Genomic DNA, 19,401 nt, shown 5'->3' on the forward strand with positions numbered 1-19,401 from the left:
GTCGGGCTGTTCGTGGAGACCTTCGGGACGGCCAAGGTCGACGTCCAGAAGATCGAGGAGGCCATCGGCGAGGTCTTCGACCTGCGTCCGGCCGCCATCATCCGTGACCTGGACCTGCTGCGGCCGATCTACGCCCAGACCGCCGCCTACGGCCACTTCGGCCGCGAACTCCCCGACTTCACCTGGGAACGCACCGACCGCGTCGACGCCCTGCGCACGGCCGCCGGTCTGTAGGACCCTTTCGCGAACGGCCCCGGACCTCCTGAGGTCCGGGGCCGTTCGTTGTCGGCGGCGTTTGGTAAGAATGCTGTGTGAGCAGCGCGAACGATCCCCCGCCGGAACAGCTCGCACTGATCCGGGAGATGGTCGCCGAGGCGAAGGCCAAGGCGCCCAAGGCCAAACCGCGCACCTGGCGCGGAGCCGCCCTCGCCGAGGAACTCCCGGTCGCCCGGGTCTTCGTCAACAAGGGCGTCCTCCACCTCGACCGGCCCTTCGACTACGCCGTGCCCGCCGAGCTCTCCGAGGCGGCGCAGCCCGGCGTCCGCGTCCGCGTCCGCTTCGGCGCGGGCTCCCACCGGGTGCAGGGCGGCCGCCGGGAGGGCGGCGGGCTCATCGACGGGTTCATCGTCGAGCGGCGCGCCGAGTCCGACTACGAGGGGGCGCTGGCCGCCCTGGCCCAGGTCGTCTCGCCCGAGGTGGTCCTCGGCCCCCGCATGCTGGCCCTCGCCCAGGCCGTCGCCGACCGGTACGCGGGCAGCCTGGCCGACGTCCTCCAGCTCGCCCTGCCCCCGCGCAACGCCCGCGCCGAGGCCAAGCCCTCGCCCGAACCGCTCCCCCCGCCCCCCGCGCCCGGGCCCGGCGGCTGGCAGCGGTACGGCGCCGGACCCGGCTTCCTGCGCGCCCTCGCCACCGGCGGCACCCCCCGAGCCGTGTGGACCGCGCTGCCCGGCCCCGGCTGGGCCGACGAACTGGCCCGCGCCATGGCGGCCACCCTCGCCTCCGGCCGCGGCGCCCTCGCCGTCGTCCCCGACGGGCGCACCGCCGCCCGGGTCGACGCGGCGCTCACCGCCCTGCTCGGAGAGGGCCGGCACGCGCTGCTCACCGCTGACTCCGGCCCCGAGAAGCGCTACCGCCAGTGGCTCGCGGTCAGCCGGGGCTCCGTGCGCGCCGTCGTCGGCACCCGGGCCGCGATGTTCGCCCCCGTACGGGACCTCGGACTCGTCGCGATCTGGGACGACGGCGACTCCAGCCACGCCGACGACCGCGCCCCCTTCCCGCACGTGCGCGAGGTACTGGAACTGCGGGCCGTCAGCGACGGCTGCGGATTCCTCGCCGGGAGCACGAGCTGCACCGTGGAGGCCGCCCAGCTGGTCGAGACCGGCTGGGCCCGGCCGCTGGTCGCCGACCGCGAGACGGTCCGCGCCGCCGCGCCCCGGATCCGGACCGTGGGCGACGAGCTCCTCGCCCGCGACGGGGCGGCCCGCGCCGCGCGACTGCCGAGCCTGGCCTGGGAGACCGTCCGGGAGGGCCTCAAGGACGGTCCCGTACTCGTCCAGGTGCCCCGGCGCGGCTACGTGCCCCGGCTGGCCTGCGAACGCTGCCGCACCCCCGCCCGCTGCACCGTGTGCGCGGGGCCGCTGGAGGCCCCCGACGAGCGGGACCTGCACTGCGGGTGGTGCGGGCGCGCGGAGCCGGCCTGGCACTGCGAGGAGTGCGGTTCCTTCCGGCTGCGGGCCCAGGTCGTGGGCGCCCGGCGGACCGCCGAGGAACTGGGACGGGCCTTCCCGGCCGTGCCCGTACGGACCTCCGGGCGCGACCACGTCCTGGACGAGGTCCCGGACCGGCCCGCCCTGGTGGTGTGCACCCCGGGCGCCGAACCGGTCGCGACGGGCGCCGGGTACGCGGCCGCGCTGCTCCTCGACGGCTGGGCCATGCTGACCCGGCCCGACCTGCGGGCGGGGGAGGAGGCGCTGCGCCGCTGGATCGCCGCCGCCTCCCTGGTGCGGGCCGACGGGCAGGTGGTCGTCGTCGCGGAGCCCACGCTGCGGCCCGTACAGGCCCTGGTGCGCTGGGACCCGGTCGGGCACGCCGTACGGGAACTCGCGGACCGGTCCCAGCTGGGGTTCCCGCCGGTCTCCCGGATGGCAGCCGTGGCCGGGCAAGGGGCGGCGCTGGAGGCCTTCCTCGCGGCCGCCGAGCTCCCGCCCGACGCGGAGGTCCTGGGCCCGGTGCCGCTGCCCGGGCGGCGCGGGGAGCCCTCGCCCGGCGAGCGGGCCCTGGTACGGGTCCCGCCCGGCAGCGGAGCCGCGCTGGCGGCCGCCCTGAAGTCCGCGCAGGCCGCCCGGATGGCGCGCGGCGTGCCGGCGGGGGAGGCGGTCCGGGTCCGGATCGACCCGCCGGACATCGGCTGACCCGGGGCGCGGTCCCCGCCCCGGGCGCGGGCGGGCACGCCGGAAGCCCCCGGGGGGGAGCGACCGGAGCGGTCGCCCCGCCGGGGGCGGGTGGTGCGGAGCCGGGGCCCGGCCGTCGGGGGTCGGCGACCCGGCGGCGACGGGCGCCCGGTCAGCCGTTGCGCGGGCCCGGGAAGGCCGGTGAGCGCGTGGCGGAAGCGGTCTGGGGGGACCCGGCGGCGGAGTCCTCGCGTACGGGCTGCGGCGGTACCGTGCGGGCCGCCGGGATCGTGGGCAGCGGGCCCAGGGTCCGGGTGGTGGTGCCCTCGGCCGGCGGCTCCGCGGACTCGGCGGGCTGCGCGCGGCGGGCCCCGTAGCGGCGGTGCACGGCCTGCTTGGTCACGCCGAGCGCCGAGCCGACGGCGTCCCACGAGAAGCCGAGCGAGCGGTCGAAGTCCACGGCCGCGGTGACCAGGGTCTCGACGCTGTCCCGCAGCTCCTGCGCGAGGCGGACGGTGGGTGCCGGTGCCCTGCCGTAGACGACGAAGCCCGTGGAGGGCCCGGAGCGGCGCGGGCGGTACACGTTGCCGAGCTGGGCGGTGAGCGTACGCAGAGCGTCCACTTGCCGGCGAACCCGCTCGATGTCCCGCACCAGGAGGTGCAGGCTGGCCCGTGCTTGGGCGTCATGGGTGGCGTGGTCGGCCATGGAGAAGCCTCTCGAACCGGTGCTGAAGAGCGGATCGGGCCGCAGACACCGTTCTCATTTCGCGGCCCGTTTCGGTCAATCTCTCTTGACCAACGCGCCACCCGGCGCCCAGGTCACGCACTGGGGGCGTGTCGGCATATGCGAGAGGCGCGCGTGTGTGCGTACGCCCCCTCGGGACCGCAGGTGGGCGGCCCCGCACGGGCCCCATAGACTGGTGTGCTGCTGACAGCCGAGATAGCGAGGTAGGACCCAAGTGAAGCTCGTCTTCGCAGGCACCCCCGAGGTCGCCGTGCCCGCCCTGGACGCCCTGCTCGCCTCCGGGCGACACGAGGTCGCCGCCGTCATCACCCGGCCCGACGCACCCGCCGGACGGGGCCGCCGCCTCGTCGCCAGCCCCGTCGCCGAGCGCGCCGAGGAGGCCGGGATCGAGGTCCTCAAGCCCGTCCGCCCGCGCGACGAGGAGTTCCAGGCCCGGCTGCGCGAGATCGGCCCGGACTGCTGCCCGGTCGTCGCCTACGGCGCCCTGATCCCCAAGAGCGCCCTCGACATCCCCCGCCACGGATGGGTCAACCTGCACTTCTCGCTGCTGCCCGCCTGGCGCGGGGCAGCGCCCGTGCAGCACTCGCTCATGGCCGGTGACCAGGTCACCGGAGCCTCCACCTTCCGCATCGAGGAGGGGCTGGACACCGGTCCCGTCTTCGGGATCCTCACCGAGGACGTCCGCCCGACGGACACCAGCGGCGACCTGCTGACCCGTCTCGCCTTCGCGGGCTCCGGACTGCTCGCCGCGACCATGGACGGCATTGAGGACGGCACCCTGCGCGCCGTGGAACAGCCCGCCGACGGGATCTCCCTCGCGCCGAAGATCACCGTCGAGGACGCGCGCGTCGACTGGAACGCCCCGGCGCTGCGCGTCGACCGGGTGGTCCGCGGCTGCACCCCGGCCCCGGGCGCGTGGACCGTCTTCCGCGGCGAGCGGCTCAAGCTGATCTCGGTCGGCCTCGTGCCCGACCGTACGGACCTGGCGCCCGGCGTGCTCGCTCCCGCCAAGAACAACGTCTACGCCGGCACCGGCTCGCACGCCGTCGAGCTGCTCTGGGTCCAGCCGCAGGGCAAGAAGCCGATGAAGGCCGCCGACTGGGCGCGCGGGGTGCGGATCGCTCCCGGCGAGCGCCTCGGCGGGGCCGACGTAGGCTGAACCCAGCGGTGACGACCCCGGCGGCGCACGCCCGCGCGGCCCGTCGGCCCGTCACCCTCCTCTTCCGCGATCCTCTTCCGCACACCCGCAGCACTCGTACCTCCGGAGCACCTTTCACGTGAGCGAACAGCCCCGTCGCCGTCCCGCCCAGGGCGGCAAGCCGTCCGGCAAGCAGGCCAAGCCCTACCGCCGGCCGCAGAAGGACCCCGTCCGGATGCTGGCCTTCGAAGCGCTGCGGGCGGTGGGCGAGCGGGACGCGTACGCGAACCTCGTGCTGCCGCCGCTGCTGCGCAAGGCCCGCCAGGACGAGAACTTCCAGGCGCGGGACGCGGCCCTGGCCACCGAGCTCGTCTACGGGACGCTGCGCCGCCAGGGCACGTACGACGCGGTGATCAAGGCCTGCATCGACCGGCCCCTGCGCGAGGTGGACCCGCCGGTCCTGGACGTGCTCTCGCTCGGCGCGCACCAGCTCCTCGGCACCCGCATCCCGACGCACGCCGCCGTCTCGGCGAGCGTGGAGCTGGCGCGGGTGGTGCTCGGCGACGGGCGCGCGAAGTTCGTGAACGCGGTGCTCCGCAAGATCGCCGCGCACGACCTGGACGCCTGGCTGGAGCTGGTGGCCCCGCCGTACGAGGACGACGCCGAGGAACACCTGGCCGTCTACCACTCCCACCCCCGCTGGGTCGTCAGCGCCCTGTGGGACGCGCTGGGCGGCGGGCGCGCGGGCATCGAGGACCTCCTGGAGGCCGACAACGAGCGGCCCGAGGTGACGCTGGTCGCGCGGCCGGGCCGCTCCACCCCCCAGGAGCTGCTGGAGGCCGTCGGCGAGGACTCGGCGCTGCCGGGACGCTGGTCCCCGTACGCGGTCCGGATGGCCGAGGGCGGCGAGCCGGGCGCGCTGGAGGCGGTGCGCGACGGCAGCGCCGGCGTGCAGGACGAGGGCAGCCAGCTGGTGGCGCTGGCGCTGGCGGCGGTCCCGGTCCAGGGCCGGGACGCGCGCTGGCTGGACGGCTGCGCCGGCCCCGGCGGCAAGGCCGCCCTGCTGGGCGCGCTCGCCGCCCGCCGCGGGGCCTTCCTGCTGGCCTCCGAGAAGCAGCCGCACCGGGCGAGGCTCGTCGAGCACGCGCTGGCCGGCAACCCGGGCCCGTACCAGGTCATCGCGGCCGACGGCACGAGGCCGCCGTGGCGGCCGGGCTCCTTCGACCGGGTCCTGATGGACGTCCCCTGCTCCGGCCTCGGCGCGCTGCGGCGCCGCCCGGAGGCCCGGTGGCGGCGGCGGCCGGAGGACCTGGAGGGCTTCGCCCCGCTCCAGCGGGGGCTGCTGCGGCAGGCGCTGTCGGCGGTCCGCGTCGGTGGCGTCGTCGGCTACGCGACCTGCTCCCCGCACCTGGCGGAGACCCGCGTGGTCGTGGACGACGTCCTCAAGGGCCGCGGCGCGGGCGCCGAGCCGGTGGCCGCCGAACTGATCGACGCCCGCCCGTACATGGAGGGCGTACCGGCCCTGGGTGACGGTCCCGACGTCCAGCTGTGGCCGCACCTGCACGGCACGGACGCCATGTACCTGGCGTTGATCCGGCGCACGGCGTAGCCCGGGCCGAGGCCGCCGCCGCGGGGGCGCCGGCGGCCCCGGCCCCGAGTTCCGGGGCCATGGCCGGAAGTGGGCGGGGGCATGGCAGGCTTGGGGGCATGGCCGTTCAGATCAATCCCAGCATCCTGTCCGCCGACTTCGCCCGACTCGCCGAGGAGGCGAGGGCCGTCGAGGGGGCCGACTGGCTGCACGTCGACGTCATGGACAACCACTTCGTCCCGAACCTGACCCTCGGGATGCCGGTCGTGGAGTCGCTCAGCCGCGCCACGGACATCCCGCTGGACCTCCACCTCATGATCGAGGACCCGGACCGCTGGGCGCCGCAGTACGTGGAGGCCGGGGCCGGATCGGTCACCTTCCACGCCGAGGCCGCCGCCGCGCCGGTGCGGCTCGCGCGGGAGATCCGGGCCAAGGGGGCCCGGGCGGCGATGGCGCTGAAGCCGGGCACCCCGATCGAGCAGTACGAGGACATCCTCCCGGAGCTCGACATGGTGCTGATCATGACGGTCGAGCCCGGCTTCGGCGGGCAGTCCTTCCTGGACATCATGCTGCCCAAGGTGCGCCGCACCCGTGAGCTGATCACCAAGCACGGTCTGGACCTGTGGGTCCAGGTCGACGGCGGGGTCTCGGCCTCGACGATCGAGCGGGTCGCCGAGGCCGGCGCGGACGTGTTCGTGGCCGGCAGCGCGGTGTACGGGGCGGTCGATCCGGCCGCCGCGGTGCGGACCCTGCGCGAGCAGGCGGGCGCGGCCATCGCCGCGGCGCCCTGGGCTTGCGACCACTGAGCCAAGCGTTGGTGAACAGCTCGGTGAACGGAAGCCGTCCAGGCTGATCAACGGCCGTCGGATCTGACAGGATGAACGGCGAGTCGAGAGTGTGAACACGACAGTGTGAACAGCAGTGAGGAGAACGCGGTGTCTGCAATGTCGGCGGGACGGTCAGCCCTGCGGATGGGACCCGCGGAGCTGGTGCAGGCGGCGGCCATGGCGCGCCGCTTCTACCTGGAGGGCAAGTCCAAGATCCAGATCGCCGAGGAGTTCGGCGTGAGCCGCTTCAAGGTGGCCCGGGTCCTGGAGACCGCCCTCGAACGCGACCTCGTGCGGATCGAGATCCGCGTACCGGCGGAACTGGACGCGGAGCGCTCCGACGCGCTCCGCGCCCGGTACGGGCTGCGGCACGCCGTCGTCGTGGAATCGCCGGCCGACGCCACCGAGGACGCTCCGGATCCGGAGAACCTGGGCGCGGTCGCGGCCGACCTGCTGGGCGAACTCGTCAACGAGGGCGACGTGCTCGGGCTGGCGTGGGGGCGCTCCACCATCCACATGGCCGCCTCCCTCCACCGGCTGCCGCCGTGCACCGTGGTCCAGCTGACCGGCGTGTACGACGCCGGGACCGCCGAGCGCGGGTCCGTGGAGGCCGTGCGCCGGGCCGCGCAGGTGTCCGGCGGGGACGCGCACCCGATCTACGCGCCGATGCTGCTGCCCGACCCGGCGACCGCGGCCGCGCTGCGCGGCCAGACGGGGATCGCGCGGGCCTTCGAGTACTTCGACAAGGTGACCGTCGCCGCCGTCTCGATCGGCTCCTGGGAGCCGGGCATCTCGACCGTCCACGACATGCTGACCGACGAGGAGCGCGCGCACTACGCCTCGCTGGGCGTCGCGGCCGAAATGTCCGCCCATCTGTTCGACGCCGACGGGCGCCGGGTGGGCCGGGACCTCGGCGAGCGGTGCATCACCGTGGAGGCCGACCGGCTGCGCCGGATCCCCGAGGTGGTGGCGATCGCGGGCGGGCTGCGCAAGGCCTCCGCGATCGGCGCGGTGCTCCGCTCGGGCCTCGTGACCAGCCTCGTCACCGACACGGCCGTGGCCGACTACCTGCTGACCGAGTCCGCTCCGGGACTGCGGCCGGCGCTGGACCGGGCCGACCCCGACGACTGACCGGGCCGTTTCCGGACCCCGTGATCGGGATGGTGCCGGAATCGAGACCCGAACAGCGGACCGCGAGGCGCCCCCGGGGGCGCATACTGGCTTCAATGACTAAGTCAGCAGTACCTCGCCGCCATTTGCCGTCCAGCCCGTTCAAGGCCCCCGTGGAACCGCCGCTCCGGCAGTTCAGCGTCGGCGACCGGGTGACTCACGACGAGCACGGCCTCGGCCGTGTCGTCGGTGTTGAGGAGGGAATCGCTGTTCTCGTCGACTTCGGTTCGATCCAGTGCCGTGTCCTGAGTCCGTACACCAAGATGGCCGCTCTCTGAAGCGACCGGGCGATTCGCGAGCGAATCGGATGTTTGGCACGATCGGTGCATGATCCTTCGGAACGTGCCCCGATCATTGCTGCGCGTGCTGGGGGCGCTGTTCCTCTGTGCCGCGCTGGCCGGTGCGGTGGGCTGCGGCGGTGATTCCGCCCCGGCCCCGCCTGCCGCAAGTACCGCCGAGGCCTCCTCCGGAGGTAAGCCCACGGGCGGCCCCGCGCTGCCCGGGTGGGCGAAGGGGATGGCGACCGTACGCGCGGACGCGCTGCCGTCGCAGGCGCGCGAGGTGCTCGCGCTGATCGACAAGGGCGGACCGTACGCCTACCGCCAGGACGGCACCGTCTTCGGGAACTTCGAGAAGGCCCTGCCCCGGCAGAAGCGCGGCTACTACCACGAGTTCACCGTGAGGACACCGGGAGAACGTGACCGCGGGGCCCGGCGGATCGTGACCGGCCAGGGCGGGGAGTTCTACTACACGGACGACCACTACGAGACCTTCAAGGCGGTTCTCCGATGAGCCTGGACCCGCGCCCGCTCGCCCCCGCGCTGAGCGCCGCCGAGGAGGCCGGCTGGACGACGCTGCGGCTGGACCTGGACGGCGTACGGAGCAAGGCCGCGGTGCTGCGCCGCTGCGGGCGGGCGCTGCGGGCGCCGGAGTGGTTCGGCGGCAACTGGGACGCCCTCGCGGACGTGCTGACCGACCTGTCCTGGCTGCCGGCGGCGCCGGGACGGCTGATCGCGGTGACCTCGTGGCGCGCGTACGCGGCCGAGCGGCCCGACGACTGGGAGACCCTCGGGGAGATCCTGGAGGACGCCGTGGACTTCTGGAGCCGGGACGCGGACGGCCGGCCGCCGCTGACGGTGGTGCTGGCGGACTGACGGGGGCGGACTGACGGGGGCGGACCGGCGGCGGCCGGACCGACGGGGCGCCGTGGGGGCGGCGCGAGCTGCCCCCACGGGTGTGTTCACTCCGCCGCCGCCTCCTTCGGGACCCACGGCGGGGTCTGGCCCCAGGACCAGACCGGGATCTTCGCCGCGTCCACCGGAGGGGGGTTGGGGCCCGAGTAGATCAGGGCCATGCGGGTGCCCCACTCGATGTAGTAGACGAACACCGCCCGGAACTCGGGGTCCGTGGGCAGTCCGACCTCGTCGGCGGTGTCCAGCAGCAGGTCCACCCAGCGGCGGCGCTGCCGCTCGGTGATGGCGCGGCCCAGGTGCTTGGTGGCCATGTGCTGGTGGCCGCCGTGGTGGGCCGAGTAGTCCGCCGGGCCGCCGAAGACCTCCGACAGCCAGACCGCGACGTGCCGGGGGTGCCCGGCGTCCATCCCCTCGAAGACCGGGGCCAGGACCTCGTCCCGCAGGGCGTGGGCGTAGAAGGCGTCGGTGAGGCGGACCATCGCCTCTTCGCCGCCCATCCACTCGTAGATCGTGGGCGTGGTGCTCATGACCGGCCGGCGGCCTTTCCCGGACCCGCCACCGCGGTCACGAGGTAGTGCTGCATCTCCTCGATGGCCGTCACGTACGGGCGGATCGCGGCGAAGAACGCCGGGAAGTGCTCGCCCTTGCGGAAGCCGTTCAGGTGGGCGTCGATCGAGGTCCAGCGGATGCGCAGGATGTAGCGCTCCCGCTCCTCCTCGCAGCGGGCCAGTTCGTAGTCGACGCATTCGGGCGAGGCGGCCAGGGCCTCGGCTCCCCGGGCGTACGCCTCCTCGAACGCCTGCTGGTCGTCCAGGGCGATCCGGTAGCGGATGTACTCGACGGTCGTGGTCATGGGTGTGCGTGCCTCTCCCCGGGATCTGGTGGTCTCGGTCACCCTTCCGTGGATCATGGGTGCCCGGAAGGGCTTCGGGTCATGCGGACCCAGACTTCGTGACGTCCGGGCCCTGTTCCCGGACCCGGCGCACCCCGTCGAGGGAGTCGCGCAGCTCGGTGAGCCACGGGTCGGCGTTCTGCCCGACCAGGCGCACGCACCAGGCCAGTGCGTCGGCCCGGCTGCGCGCCACGCCGCCCTCGACCAGGGTGTCGAGGACCTGGCGCTCGGACTGGCGCAGCCGGGTCATGACGGGTACGGCCAGATGGGTGAAGAGGACGGTCTCCTCACCCGACCGCACGCCCCAGGCCACCTTGCGGCGGTACAGCTCCTCCGCCGCCCGGGCCACCTCGACGCGTGCCTCGCGGGTGCGTTCGCGGAACCCCTTGACCGACTCGGCCGCCGGGAGGGTCCCGACGACCGTGATCTCCTCGCGGTCGACGGCGACCGAGACGAGGGACTCGTAGACGTCCGCCGGCAGGCGCTCCGCGAACCACGCGCGGAGCTCTTCGCTCTGTTCGGCTGTAATCATGTAATCAACGTTGCATCCGGTACCGTCTTGATCGCAAGGCCCGGGCCGTTCGCCCTCAGCCCATCGAGCGGTAGCGGTGGATCAGGGACACCGCCATCGCCCCCTCGCCCACGCCCGAGGCCACCCGCTTCACCGAACGGGCGCGTACGTCGCCGGCCGCGAAGACCCCGGGAACGCTGGTCTCCAGCGGGTACGGGGCCCGCTCCAGGCTCCATTCCGCCGGGAGTTCGCCCCCGTTCGCGATCAGGTCGGAGCCGGTGAGGACGAAGCCGTGCTCGTCGCGTTCCACGACCCCGTTCAGCCAGTCCGTGTGCGGCCGGGCGCCGATGAACGTGAACATGAAGCGGGCGGGGACCTCGGTGTCCGCGCCGGTGTCGCCGTCGTGCAGGGTGATCCGCTCCAGGTGCTCGCCGCCGTCGAGGGCGACCACCGTGGTGCGGACCCTGACCTCGATGTTGGGGGTCCGTCCGATCTCGTCGACCAGGTAGCGGGACATGCTCGCCTCCAGGGAGGCGGCGCGGACCAGGACCGTCACCCGGGCCGCGTACTTGGCGAAGTGCACCGCCGCCTGGCCGGCCGAGTTGGCGCCGCCCACGATGAACACGTGCTGCGAGATGCACGCCGAGCTCTCCGTGGTGGCCGCGCCGTAGTACAGGCCCGCGCCCTCGAAACGGTCCGCGCCGGGGGCCTGGAGCCGGTTGTACGAGACCCCGGTCGCCAGCAGCACCGTCTCCGCGCTGATCTCCGTACCGTCCGCCAGGGTCAGGACCTTCGCCGGGTCGTCCCGTGTCAGCGAGACCACCTCCACCGGGTGCAGGATCTCGGCGCCGAACCGGGAGGCCTGGATGGTGGCCCGGCGCGTCAGGTCCCCGCCCGAGAGGCCCGAGGGGAAGCCGAGGTAGTTCTCGATCAGGCTGGAGGTGCCCGCCTGGCCGCCCGGGGCGCGGGAGTCCAGCATCAGCGTGGACAGGCCCTCGGAGGCCGCGTACACCCCGGCGGCGAGCCCCGCGGGCCCGGCGCCGACGATGACGCACTCGTAGTGCGGGCGGGAGGCCGTCGTGGCCAGGCCGAGGCGCCGGGCCAGCTCGGTGTCGGAGGGGGCGGAGAGCACCGCTCCGTCCGGGAAGCGCACCAGGGGCAGTGCCGCGTCGGCCCGGGCGGCGGCGATCACGGTCAGCGCCTCGGGGTCCCGCTCCACGTTGAGGAACCGGAAGGGCTGGCCGTTGCGGGTGAAGAAGTCCCGTACGGCGTGGGTGCCGGGGGAGACCAGGTGGCCGGCGACGATGATCCCGTCGTAGGCCGGGCGGTAGGTCGCCAGCCAGTCCGAGAGCAGGTCGTCCAGCACCGGGAAGAGCCGCTCGTGGGGCGGGTCCCAGGGTTTGAGCAGGTAGTAGTCCAGGCGCACCCGGTTGATGGCGGTGATGGCCGCGTCCGTCTCCGCGTAGGCCGTGAGCAGCACGCGGCGGGCGTCCGGGAAGCGGCTGACCGCCTCCAGCAGGAACTCCACCCCGGTGACGTCCGGCATCCGCTGGTCGACCAGGAACAGCGCGGGATCGTGCCCGCGTTCGTCGAGGGAGTCCAGGATCTTCAGGGCGTCGGCCGCCGAGGAGGCGCCGAGGACCCGGTACCGGTCGCCGTAGGCGCTGCGCAGGTCCCGGCGGACGGCGCGCAGCACCTGCGGGTCGTCGTCCACGGCCAGGATGACGGGCTTGCGGCTCTCCGCCCGCTCGGCGGTGGCAGCGGCGGCGGCAGCGATGTCGGCGGTGGCAGCGGCGTCGGCGGTGGTGGGAGCGGTGGCGGCCGGCGCGGTGGCCGGTGCGGCCGCGGCCGGGCCCCGCGCGGCGGCGTCCCCGCGGGCCGCGCTCATGCCGGGTCCAGCATCAGCTGGTCGGCGTAGCACCAGGCCCAGTCCTCGCCGGGCTCGTGCGAGGCCGCGACCGGGTGGCCGCTCGTCCGGTAGTGCCCGGTGGCGTGCCGGTTCTTCGACGAGTCGCAGCAGCCGACGTGCCCGCAGCTCAGGCACATCCGCAGATGGACCCATCCGTCGCCGGTCCGCAGGCACTCCTCGCAGCCCTCGGTGCCGGGTTCCACCGGACGTATCCGGTCGGCGTGGGTGCACAGCAGGTCCGTCGTCATCGTCCCCGTCCCTTTCCTCGCGCACTCCTGCTCCCCGGCCCGCCCGTGGTGCACGGCGCGTCCAGACCATAGGGCGGGCACTCGGAAAAGGTTCATCGATTCGGCCGAAGTCAGGTAGTCCGGAAGCTACTTCATGACCTCTCCGGGCGACTACGTGAGGTGCCCGCCCCACCTTGCCCGCTACCTCACGAAGTCGCGTACGGGCGCTTTGACGCAGGCCCCGGGCGCACGCAGTGTGGGGGACGCCAACGACAACAGGCGGCGCCTGGAGGAATCCGTGAGCAGAAAGATTCTGGTCATTGTCTCCGAACACGGATATTGGGCCGAGGAACTCATCGGTCCGGTGTCCACGTTCGACGAGCGGGGCTACGAGACCGTATTCGCGACGCCGACCGGAAAGCGTGCGCACGCACTTCCGCCGAGCCTCGACGCGAACTACGTCGACCCCCCGCTGGGCCGCTCGGTGACCACCGAGGAGAACGCCCGGCTGGGCCGTGAGTTCGAGCAGTCGAGCCGGCTCGACTCCCCGCTCGACATCGAGGCCTGGGTGCCCGAGCGCCCGTACACGAGCGACGAGGGCTACCTGCGCAAGCTGGAGCAGTACCACCGCGATCTGGACGGGCTCGACGCCGACGTCGCCAGCTACGACGCGATCCTCGTCGTCGGCGGCAGCGGGCCCATCGCCGACCTCGCCAACAACGAACGCGTGCACGCCCTGATCCTGGCCTTCCGGAAGGCCGGCAAGGTCGTGGCCGCCGAGTGCTACGGAGTCGCCTGCCTGGCCTTCGCCCGGGACTGGAGCGACCGCAAGAGCATCATCTGGGGCAAGCACGTCACCGGCCACTGCAAGGAATACGACTACAAGGACGGCACCGGATTCCTCGGTACCGACTTCAACATGGGGCCGCCCCCGTATCCGCTGGAATACATCCTGCGCGACGCGACCGGCCCGCGCGGCGCGTACCACGGGAATTTCGGCAAGCCGGTCTCCGTCATCGTCGACTTCCCCTTCGTCACCGGGCGTTCCACCCCCGATTCCTATCTCACGGGGCAGAAGATCGTGGAAGTGCTGGAGGACGGCCTCACCCGCTACGGCTGGTAAATCCATCAGGGGGAGTTCCATGAAAGCCGAAGCCACTCCCGGACGGGAAAGGCTGATCGAGCAGTTCAAGGCCGACGGCCTGAAGGTGATGTTCGGAAATCCGGGAACGGTGGAACAGGGATTCCTCGACGCGGCGGACGCGGCGGCGGACTTCCGGTACGTCCTCGCCCTCCAGGAAACGGTGGCCGCGGGCGTGGCCGACGGCTACGCCCGCGCCACCGGCGGTGCCGCCCTGCTCCAGCTGCACTCCGGTGTGGGACTGGGCAACGGCATCGGGATGCTCTACCAGTCCCTGCGCGGCCACACCCCGCTCGTCGTGGTCGCCGGCGACGCGGGCGTCCGCTACGACGCCATGGACGCGCAGATGGCCTGCGACCTGGTGGCGATGGCCAGGCCCGTGACCAAGTACGCGACCCGGGTCACCGACCCCCGGTCCGTGCTGCGCACCATCAGGCGGGCCGTGAAGATCGCCCTCACCCCGCCGCGCGGCCCCGTCTTCGTCGCGCTGCCCATGGACGTGCTGGACGAGCTCAACTCCGAACCCGTCCTGCCGGCCACGGTGCCGCTCACCGACGTGGCGCCCTCACCGGCCTCGGTGGGGAGGGCGGCCGAACTGCTGGCCGCAGCCGAACGGCCCGTCGTCCTCGTCGGCGACGGCGTCGCCCTCTCCGGGGCGCAGGCCGAACTCGTCGCCGTCGCCGAGCTGCTGGGCGCCGACGTGTACGAGGTCGACTCCTCCGAGGTGAACATCGCGGCCTCCCACCCGCTGCGCCGGGGCCAGACGGGCCACATGTTCGGCCCGCACAGCAAGGAGCTGATCGGCGCGGCGGACGGGGTGCTGATCGTGGGCACCTACGTCTTCCCCGAGGTGTTCCCCGAACTGGAGAGCCCCTTCCGGCCCGGCGCGAAGGTCGTGCACATCGACCTCAACGCCTACGAGATCGCCAAGAACCACCCCGTGGACCTCGGGCTGGCCGCCGATCCGCGGCACGCGCTGCGCGCGCTGGCCGGCGTACTGGAACAGCGGCTCACCCCGGCCCGGCGGGCCGCCGCGGCCGCCCGGCTGGACCTGCGGACCCGGGAACGGGCCCGCGCCGCACGGCAGCCCGACGAGGACGGCACGCCGATGGCCGTCTTCCTGCGCACGCTCGCCGAGCGCACCGGCGGGGACCTGATCGTCTTCGACGAGGCGCTGACCACCTCCCCGCTGGTCACCCGCCACCTGCCCCCGGAACGCCCCGGCGACTACCACCTCACCCGGGGCGGATCACTGGGCGTCGGCTTCCCGGGGGCGGTCGGCGCGAAGCTCGCCCGCCCGGACCGGCTCGTCGTCGGCTTCGCGGGCGACGGCGGGGCGATGTACACCTACCAGGCGCTGTGGACCGCGGTCCGGCACGGCATCGACGCCAAGTTCGTGGTCTGCAACAACCGCAAGTACCGGCTGCTCGACGACAACATCGCCCAGTACTGGCGGGAACGGGACATCGCCGAGCACCGCTTCCCGGGCTCCTTCGACCTCTCGCACCCCGAGATCGACTTCGCGGGGCTGGCGCGGGCGCTCGGCGCCGACGGCACCCGCGTGGAGAAGCCGGACGAGGCGGTCGCCGCCGTCGGCCGGATGCTCGACCACCCCGGCCCGTACCTCGTCGACGTCCAGATCTGACCGGCCCCCCGCACCCGGCGCCGCCACCGGCGGCACCGGAACCGACCGAGCGACACCGACGGACAGGAGGAGACCGCATGCCCGCCGAGCGGCTGACCGAGGACGCGATCCGCACGTTCACCGAGAACTGGTACGCGGCCCTGGACCGGCACCTGCCGCTGGACCAGGTGCTCGCGCTCGTCACCGAGGACCTGGAGTTCGAGGTCCCGGAGGACACCTTCCTCGGACACGAGGGATTCGGCCGCTGGTACGCGGCCGTCACCCACCGGTTCTTCGACGAGGTGCACACCGTCACCAAGGTCGAGCCCGTCGTCGAGGGGGACCGGGCGATCGTCCGGGTCCTCGTCAACTGGCAGGCCAAGATCTGGGACCCGCCGGCCGCCCGCAGCCAGTGGCTCGGCTTCGACGCCGACCAGACCTGGACCCTGGTGGCCGGCCCGGACGGCCCGCTGATCAAGCAGTACACCGTCAACGAACTGGCGCCGATGCCCGGTTCGGGCTCGCTCTGAGGGGGCGGCGACGATGACCGAAGTGACACGCGAGCGGGTCGGGGCGGCCTACCGCGCCCTCGGCTCCGGCGACCGCGCGCGCATCCTGGAGTACTACGCCGAGGACCTGCGCTGGCTGGTCCCGGGCAACCACCCCCTGGCCGGCTGGTACGAGAGCCTCGACGCCTTCCTGGAGCTGATGGGGCAGACCCACAAGCTCACGGGCGGCACCTTCCGCATGGACCTGGAGGCGGTCCTCGTCGGTGACGGGTGCAGCGCCGACGTGTGCCGCAACGTGGCCCTGCGCGAAGGCGCCGACCCCGCGAGCCTCTCCCCGTACGAGCGGATGGACTACCCGGTCTTCCACTTCATGCGGTGGCGGGACGGCCGGATCGTCGAGGGCCGCGACGGGCTCTTCGGCGATTCGGCGGCCGCCTTCAGCCGCTTCTGGGCGCCCTTCGCGCCGGACGGAACCCGCAGGGACCGATAGGGGGATGAACGCGATGGACGCCCACGAGATCCTCACCAAGTACTACGAGTACGCCAACGCGGGGGACTGGGACCGCTGGTGCGACCTGTTCGCCGAGGACCAGGTCATGGACGAACAGCTGGCCGGACACATCGAGGGCCTGGAGACCCTGCGCTCGATGATGAAGGGCATGGGGAGCATGTACCGGGTCTTCCGGAACGAGCCGGTGCACTTCCTCGTCGACGGGGAGAAGGCCGCCGCCGTCTCCCACCTCAGCGCCGTCAGCCCCTCCGGCGAGGCCATCGAGGCCCAGGTCATGAACTTCTTCCGGATCGTGGACGGACGGATCGCCTACATGGCGAACCACCACGACACCGTCCCCTTCCAGGTGCTGGGCCAGGGCTGAGGGGGAGCGATCGTGGCCACGGAACAGTACGACTACGTGATCGTCGGCTCCGGCACCGCCGGCAGCGTCCTCGCCGGCCGCCTCTCGCAGGACCCGGACGTCTCCGTCCTGGTCCTGGAGGCGGGCGGCTCCCGCATCCCGCCCGAGGTGGACGACCCGTCCTCCTGGTACAAGCTGCTCGGCGGGCCCGTCGACTGGGGTTACACCAGCGTCCCCCAGCCCGGCCTCGACGGCCGGCGGACGTACGAACCGCGGGGCAAGGCCCCCGGCGGCAGCAGCAACCTCTACATCATGATGCACGTCCGGGGCCACGCCTCGGACTTCGACAACTGGGCCTACCAGGGCGCGGCCGGCTGGTCCCACCAGGACGTCCTGCCCTACTTCGCCCGGCTGGAGGCCCAGGAGGACGTCACCGCCGCCACCACCGGCACCGCCGGCCCGCAGCGCGTCACCCACGCCGGACGGCACGGGCCCAGCCCCGCCTCCCGCGCCTTCATCGACGCGGCCGTCGAACTGGGCCACCGGGAGATCGCCGACTTCAACACCGACGGCCCCCGGGGCGGCCTCTTCGGCACCGGCTGGCACCACATCGACGTGGCCGACGGCCGCCGCCAGGGCGCCCTCGCCGCCTACCTGGAACCGGCCCTCACCCGCCCGAACCTGACCCTGCGCACCAGCGCGCAGAGCACCCGGCTGCTCTTCGACGGGGACGCCTGCACCGGTGTCGAGTACGTACAGCTCCGGCCCGCGGCCGAGTTCCCCGGCCGGACCGTGCGCGACGGCCACAGCGGCGCCGGGGCGCCGGGGACGCACACCGTACGGGCCCGGCGGGAGGTGATCGTGGCCGCCGGGGCGATCGAGTCCCCGAAGCTGCTGCTGCTGTCCGGCATCGGGCACCCCGGGCAGCTGCGCGAGCACGGCATCGGGGTCACCGCGGCCCTGCCCGGGGTCGGCGAGAACTTCCACAACCACGTGCTGACCGGGCTCATGGCGGAGGTCACGCAGGAGCTCCCGCCGCCCGCCCAGAACCTTTCCGAGAGCGCTCTGTTCCTGTCCTCGCGGGCCGGGCTGCCCGCGCCGGACCTACAGATCGCCTTCGTCCACGTGCCCTTCGACGTGATCGTCGGCCGGGACCACCCGAACACGGTGTCCATCCTGCCGGGCGTCGTACGGCCCGTCTCCCGCGGCTGGATCCGGCTCGCGAGCGCCGACCCGCTGGCCCACCCGCTGATCAACCCGAACTACCTGGGCGACCGGTGGGACCTCGACCGCATGGTGCAGGGCGTCAAGGTGGCCCGGGAGATCTTCGCGACCTCGGCCTTCTCGCCCTGGTACAAGCAGGAACTCCAGCCGGGGCCGGACACGGTCTCCGACGAGGACCTGCGGACCTTCGTGCGGCAGAAGTCCGAGAGCTACCACCACCAGGCCGGCTCCTGCCGGATGGGCCTCGACGACCTGTCCGTCGTCGACCCCGAGCTGCGGGTCCACGGCGTGCGGAACCTGCGCGTCGTCGACGCCTCCGTGATGCCCGCCGTCCCGTCGGGCAACTGCCACACCGCCATCGCGATGATCGCCGAGCGAGCGGCGGACTTCCTGAAGGGGGTGTCCCGTGCCTGACGCCGTCCTGCGCGAGGGTGCGCTGACCGGAACCCGGATCGCGGTCCTGGTCGAGAGCGACTTCTACGAGCCGGAGATCTTCTACTACCGCAGCCGGTTCGCCGAGGAGGGCGCCGAGGTCGACTTCCTGACCCGGCTGTGGGGCAACGGGTCCATCACCTTCTCCGGACACGAGTACCGGGCCCCGTTCACCGCGGACCGCTCCCTGGAGGGGCTGAGCGACGAGGCCCTGCGCCGGTACTCCGCCCTGATCGTGCCCTCCGGCATGGTCGCCGACCGGCTGCGGTACACCGAGGACGTGGACGTGCTCGCGCCCGCCACCGAGCTGCTGCGCCGGGCCTTCGAGGAACCGACCGTCCTCAAGGGGATCATCTGCCACGGCATGTGGCTGGCCTCCTCGATCCCGGGCAAGGTGCGCGGCCGCAAGGTCGTCTGCCACAACAACCTCATCGGTGACGTGCGGAACATGGGGGCCCAGTACGTCGACGAGGACGTGGTCGTCGACGGGGACCTCGTCACCGGCCGCACCGGCGCCCACCACCACCTCTTCGCCCGCCGGATCATCGACCTGGTCGCGGCCGGCCGGGGCAGGGGGGCCGGCTGATGGCGGACGCGGACGGACCGCGCTGGTCGCACGTGGGCCTCAACTGCGCGGACCAGAAGGCCACCGAGGAGTTCTACACCCGGTACTTCGGCTTCTCCCGGGCCCGGGTGGTGGACCTCGGCGAGGCGCGGATCGTGTTCCTGCGCAAGGGGGACGCGTACCTGGAGCTCTTCGCCGCCGCCGAGGGGCCCGCCCGGCCGGCGCACGACGACGGACCGCAGGCCCCGGGCCGGATCCGCCACCTCGCCTTCCAGACCGGCAGCGTCGACGCCTTCCTCGCGGACCTGGGCGACGCGGCCGAGGTGACCCTGGGGCCGCTGGACTTCGACGACTTCATCTGCGGCTGGCGGACCGTGTGGCTGCGCGACCCCGACGGGGTGATCGTCGAGGTCAGCCAGGGATACGAGGACGACCGCTCTCACGACAAGGACGGTGTGTGAC

23 protein-coding genes are annotated in these 19,401 nt (G+C 73.4%); 17 read left to right on the plus strand and 6 right to left on the minus strand.

Annotated elements, in window-relative coordinates:
* A partial coding sequence (locus tag ABZZ17_RS17055) for a methionine adenosyltransferase domain-containing protein (protein WP_356876689.1) occupies nt 1-234 on the plus strand: 234 nt, incomplete at its 5' end.
* A 77-nt stretch (nt 235-311) separates the two neighbouring features.
* Nucleotides 312-2,411 (plus strand): primosomal protein N', encoded by a 2,100-nt coding sequence (locus ABZZ17_RS17060; RefSeq protein WP_356876691.1) that lies wholly within the window; start codon nt 312-314, stop codon nt 2,409-2,411.
* Nucleotides 2,412-2,562: 151 nt separating this feature from the next.
* Here ABZZ17_RS17060 and ABZZ17_RS17065 read toward each other — a convergent pair whose 3' ends face one another.
* On the minus strand, nt 2,563-3,096 hold the full coding sequence (locus ABZZ17_RS17065) for a hypothetical protein (protein ID WP_356876693.1): 534 nt from the start codon (nt 3,094-3,096) through the stop codon (nt 2,563-2,565).
* A gap of 253 nt (nt 3,097-3,349) precedes the next feature.
* Here ABZZ17_RS17065 and fmt point away from each other — a divergent pair, with 253 nt between their 5' ends.
* The 7 genes from fmt to ABZZ17_RS17100 all read left to right on the plus strand — a co-directional run bounded on the left by fmt (nt 3,350) and on the right by ABZZ17_RS17100 (nt 9,012).
* The gene (gene fmt, locus ABZZ17_RS17070) at nt 3,350-4,294 is read left to right on the plus strand and encodes a methionyl-tRNA formyltransferase (RefSeq protein WP_356876695.1); all 945 of its coding nucleotides are present in this window, start codon (nt 3,350-3,352) and stop codon (nt 4,292-4,294) included.
* A 118-nt stretch (nt 4,295-4,412) separates the two neighbouring features.
* Nucleotides 4,413-5,882 carry a transcription antitermination factor NusB gene (locus tag ABZZ17_RS17075; RefSeq protein ID WP_356876697.1) on the plus strand — a complete coding sequence of 490 codons (1,470 nt, stop codon included), beginning with the start codon at nt 4,413-4,415 and terminating at the stop codon, nt 5,880-5,882.
* 98 nt (nt 5,883-5,980) lie between these two features.
* Nucleotides 5,981-6,667, plus strand: coding sequence for a ribulose-phosphate 3-epimerase (rpe, locus tag ABZZ17_RS17080; RefSeq protein WP_356876699.1), 687 nt, complete (start codon nt 5,981-5,983; stop codon nt 6,665-6,667).
* Between the two features lie 138 nt (nt 6,668-6,805).
* Nucleotides 6,806-7,819, plus strand: a complete 1,014-nt coding sequence (locus tag ABZZ17_RS17085) for a sugar-binding domain-containing protein (RefSeq protein WP_281205210.1) — start codon at nt 6,806-6,808, stop codon at nt 7,817-7,819.
* A gap of 95 nt (nt 7,820-7,914) precedes the next feature.
* Entirely contained in the window at nt 7,915-8,136 is a 222-nt protein-coding gene (locus ABZZ17_RS17090; protein WP_281205152.1) for a CarD family transcriptional regulator, read from the plus strand.
* 49 nt (nt 8,137-8,185) lie between these two features.
* Complete coding sequence (locus tag ABZZ17_RS17095) at nt 8,186-8,650, plus strand: ribonuclease domain-containing protein (RefSeq protein WP_356876701.1); 465 nt, start codon at nt 8,186-8,188, stop codon at nt 8,648-8,650.
* Entirely contained in the window at nt 8,647-9,012 is a 366-nt protein-coding gene (locus tag ABZZ17_RS17100; RefSeq protein ID WP_356876703.1) for a barstar family protein, read from the plus strand. Before ABZZ17_RS17095 ends, ABZZ17_RS17100 begins: the two co-directional genes overlap by 4 nt.
* Before the next feature lie 86 nt (nt 9,013-9,098).
* On the opposite strand, the gene ABZZ17_RS17105 is transcribed toward ABZZ17_RS17100, so the two are convergent.
* From ABZZ17_RS17105 to ABZZ17_RS17125, 5 genes are all read right to left on the minus strand, one after another.
* Nucleotides 9,099-9,578: a group II truncated hemoglobin gene (locus tag ABZZ17_RS17105; protein ID WP_356876705.1), complete on the minus strand. Its 480-nt coding sequence runs from the start codon at nt 9,576-9,578 to the stop codon at nt 9,099-9,101.
* Complete coding sequence (locus ABZZ17_RS17110) at nt 9,575-9,904, minus strand: antibiotic biosynthesis monooxygenase family protein (protein ID WP_356876707.1); 330 nt, start codon at nt 9,902-9,904, stop codon at nt 9,575-9,577. The genes ABZZ17_RS17105 and ABZZ17_RS17110 overlap by 4 nt, the downstream gene beginning before the upstream one ends.
* A gap of 79 nt (nt 9,905-9,983) precedes the next feature.
* Nucleotides 9,984-10,475, minus strand: a complete 492-nt coding sequence (locus ABZZ17_RS17115; protein WP_356876709.1) for a hypothetical protein — start codon at nt 10,473-10,475, stop codon at nt 9,984-9,986.
* A gap of 55 nt (nt 10,476-10,530) precedes the next feature.
* Nucleotides 10,531-12,342, minus strand: a complete 1,812-nt coding sequence (locus ABZZ17_RS17120; protein WP_356876711.1) for an FAD-dependent oxidoreductase — start codon at nt 12,340-12,342, stop codon at nt 10,531-10,533.
* The gene (locus tag ABZZ17_RS17125; protein WP_356876713.1) at nt 12,339-12,611 is read right to left on the minus strand and encodes a UBP-type zinc finger domain-containing protein; all 273 of its coding nucleotides are present in this window, start codon (nt 12,609-12,611) and stop codon (nt 12,339-12,341) included. The genes ABZZ17_RS17120 and ABZZ17_RS17125 overlap by 4 nt, the downstream gene beginning before the upstream one ends.
* A 277-nt stretch (nt 12,612-12,888) precedes the next feature.
* On the opposite strand from ABZZ17_RS17125, the gene ABZZ17_RS17130 reads away from it, so the two are divergent.
* From ABZZ17_RS17130 to ABZZ17_RS17165, 8 genes are all read left to right on the plus strand, one after another.
* Nucleotides 12,889-13,713, plus strand: a complete 825-nt coding sequence (locus ABZZ17_RS17130; protein ID WP_356876715.1) for a type 1 glutamine amidotransferase domain-containing protein — start codon at nt 12,889-12,891, stop codon at nt 13,711-13,713.
* Nucleotides 13,714-13,732: 19 nt separating this feature from the next.
* On the plus strand, nt 13,733-15,376 hold the full coding sequence (locus ABZZ17_RS17135) for a thiamine pyrophosphate-binding protein (protein ID WP_356876717.1): 1,644 nt from the start codon (nt 13,733-13,735) through the stop codon (nt 15,374-15,376).
* Between the two features lie 77 nt (nt 15,377-15,453).
* Nucleotides 15,454-15,885, plus strand: coding sequence for a nuclear transport factor 2 family protein (locus tag ABZZ17_RS17140; RefSeq protein ID WP_356876719.1), 432 nt, complete (start codon nt 15,454-15,456; stop codon nt 15,883-15,885).
* Between the two features lie 13 nt (nt 15,886-15,898).
* Complete coding sequence (locus tag ABZZ17_RS17145; RefSeq protein WP_356876721.1) at nt 15,899-16,354, plus strand: nuclear transport factor 2 family protein; 456 nt, start codon at nt 15,899-15,901, stop codon at nt 16,352-16,354.
* Nucleotides 16,355-16,358: 4 nt separating this feature from the next.
* On the plus strand, nt 16,359-16,739 hold the full coding sequence (locus ABZZ17_RS17150) for a nuclear transport factor 2 family protein (protein ID WP_356876723.1): 381 nt from the start codon (nt 16,359-16,361) through the stop codon (nt 16,737-16,739).
* A 12-nt stretch (nt 16,740-16,751) separates the two neighbouring features.
* Entirely contained in the window at nt 16,752-18,356 is a 1,605-nt protein-coding gene (locus tag ABZZ17_RS17155; RefSeq protein ID WP_356876725.1) for a GMC oxidoreductase, read from the plus strand.
* Nucleotides 18,349-18,960 carry a DJ-1/PfpI family protein gene (locus tag ABZZ17_RS17160; protein ID WP_356876727.1) on the plus strand — a complete coding sequence of 204 codons (612 nt, stop codon included), beginning with the start codon at nt 18,349-18,351 and terminating at the stop codon, nt 18,958-18,960. The genes ABZZ17_RS17155 and ABZZ17_RS17160 overlap by 8 nt, the downstream gene beginning before the upstream one ends.
* A complete protein-coding gene (locus ABZZ17_RS17165; RefSeq protein ID WP_356876729.1) occupies nt 18,960-19,400 on the plus strand; it encodes a VOC family protein in 441 nt (146 codons plus the stop codon). The genes ABZZ17_RS17160 and ABZZ17_RS17165 overlap by 1 nt, the downstream gene beginning before the upstream one ends.
* The last annotated feature ends 1 nt before the right edge of the window (nt 19,401 follow it).

The sequence above is a fragment of the Streptomyces sp. NPDC006512 genome (genome assembly GCF_040611935.1).
Taxonomy (GTDB): domain Bacteria; phylum Actinomycetota; class Actinomycetes; order Streptomycetales; family Streptomycetaceae; genus Streptomyces.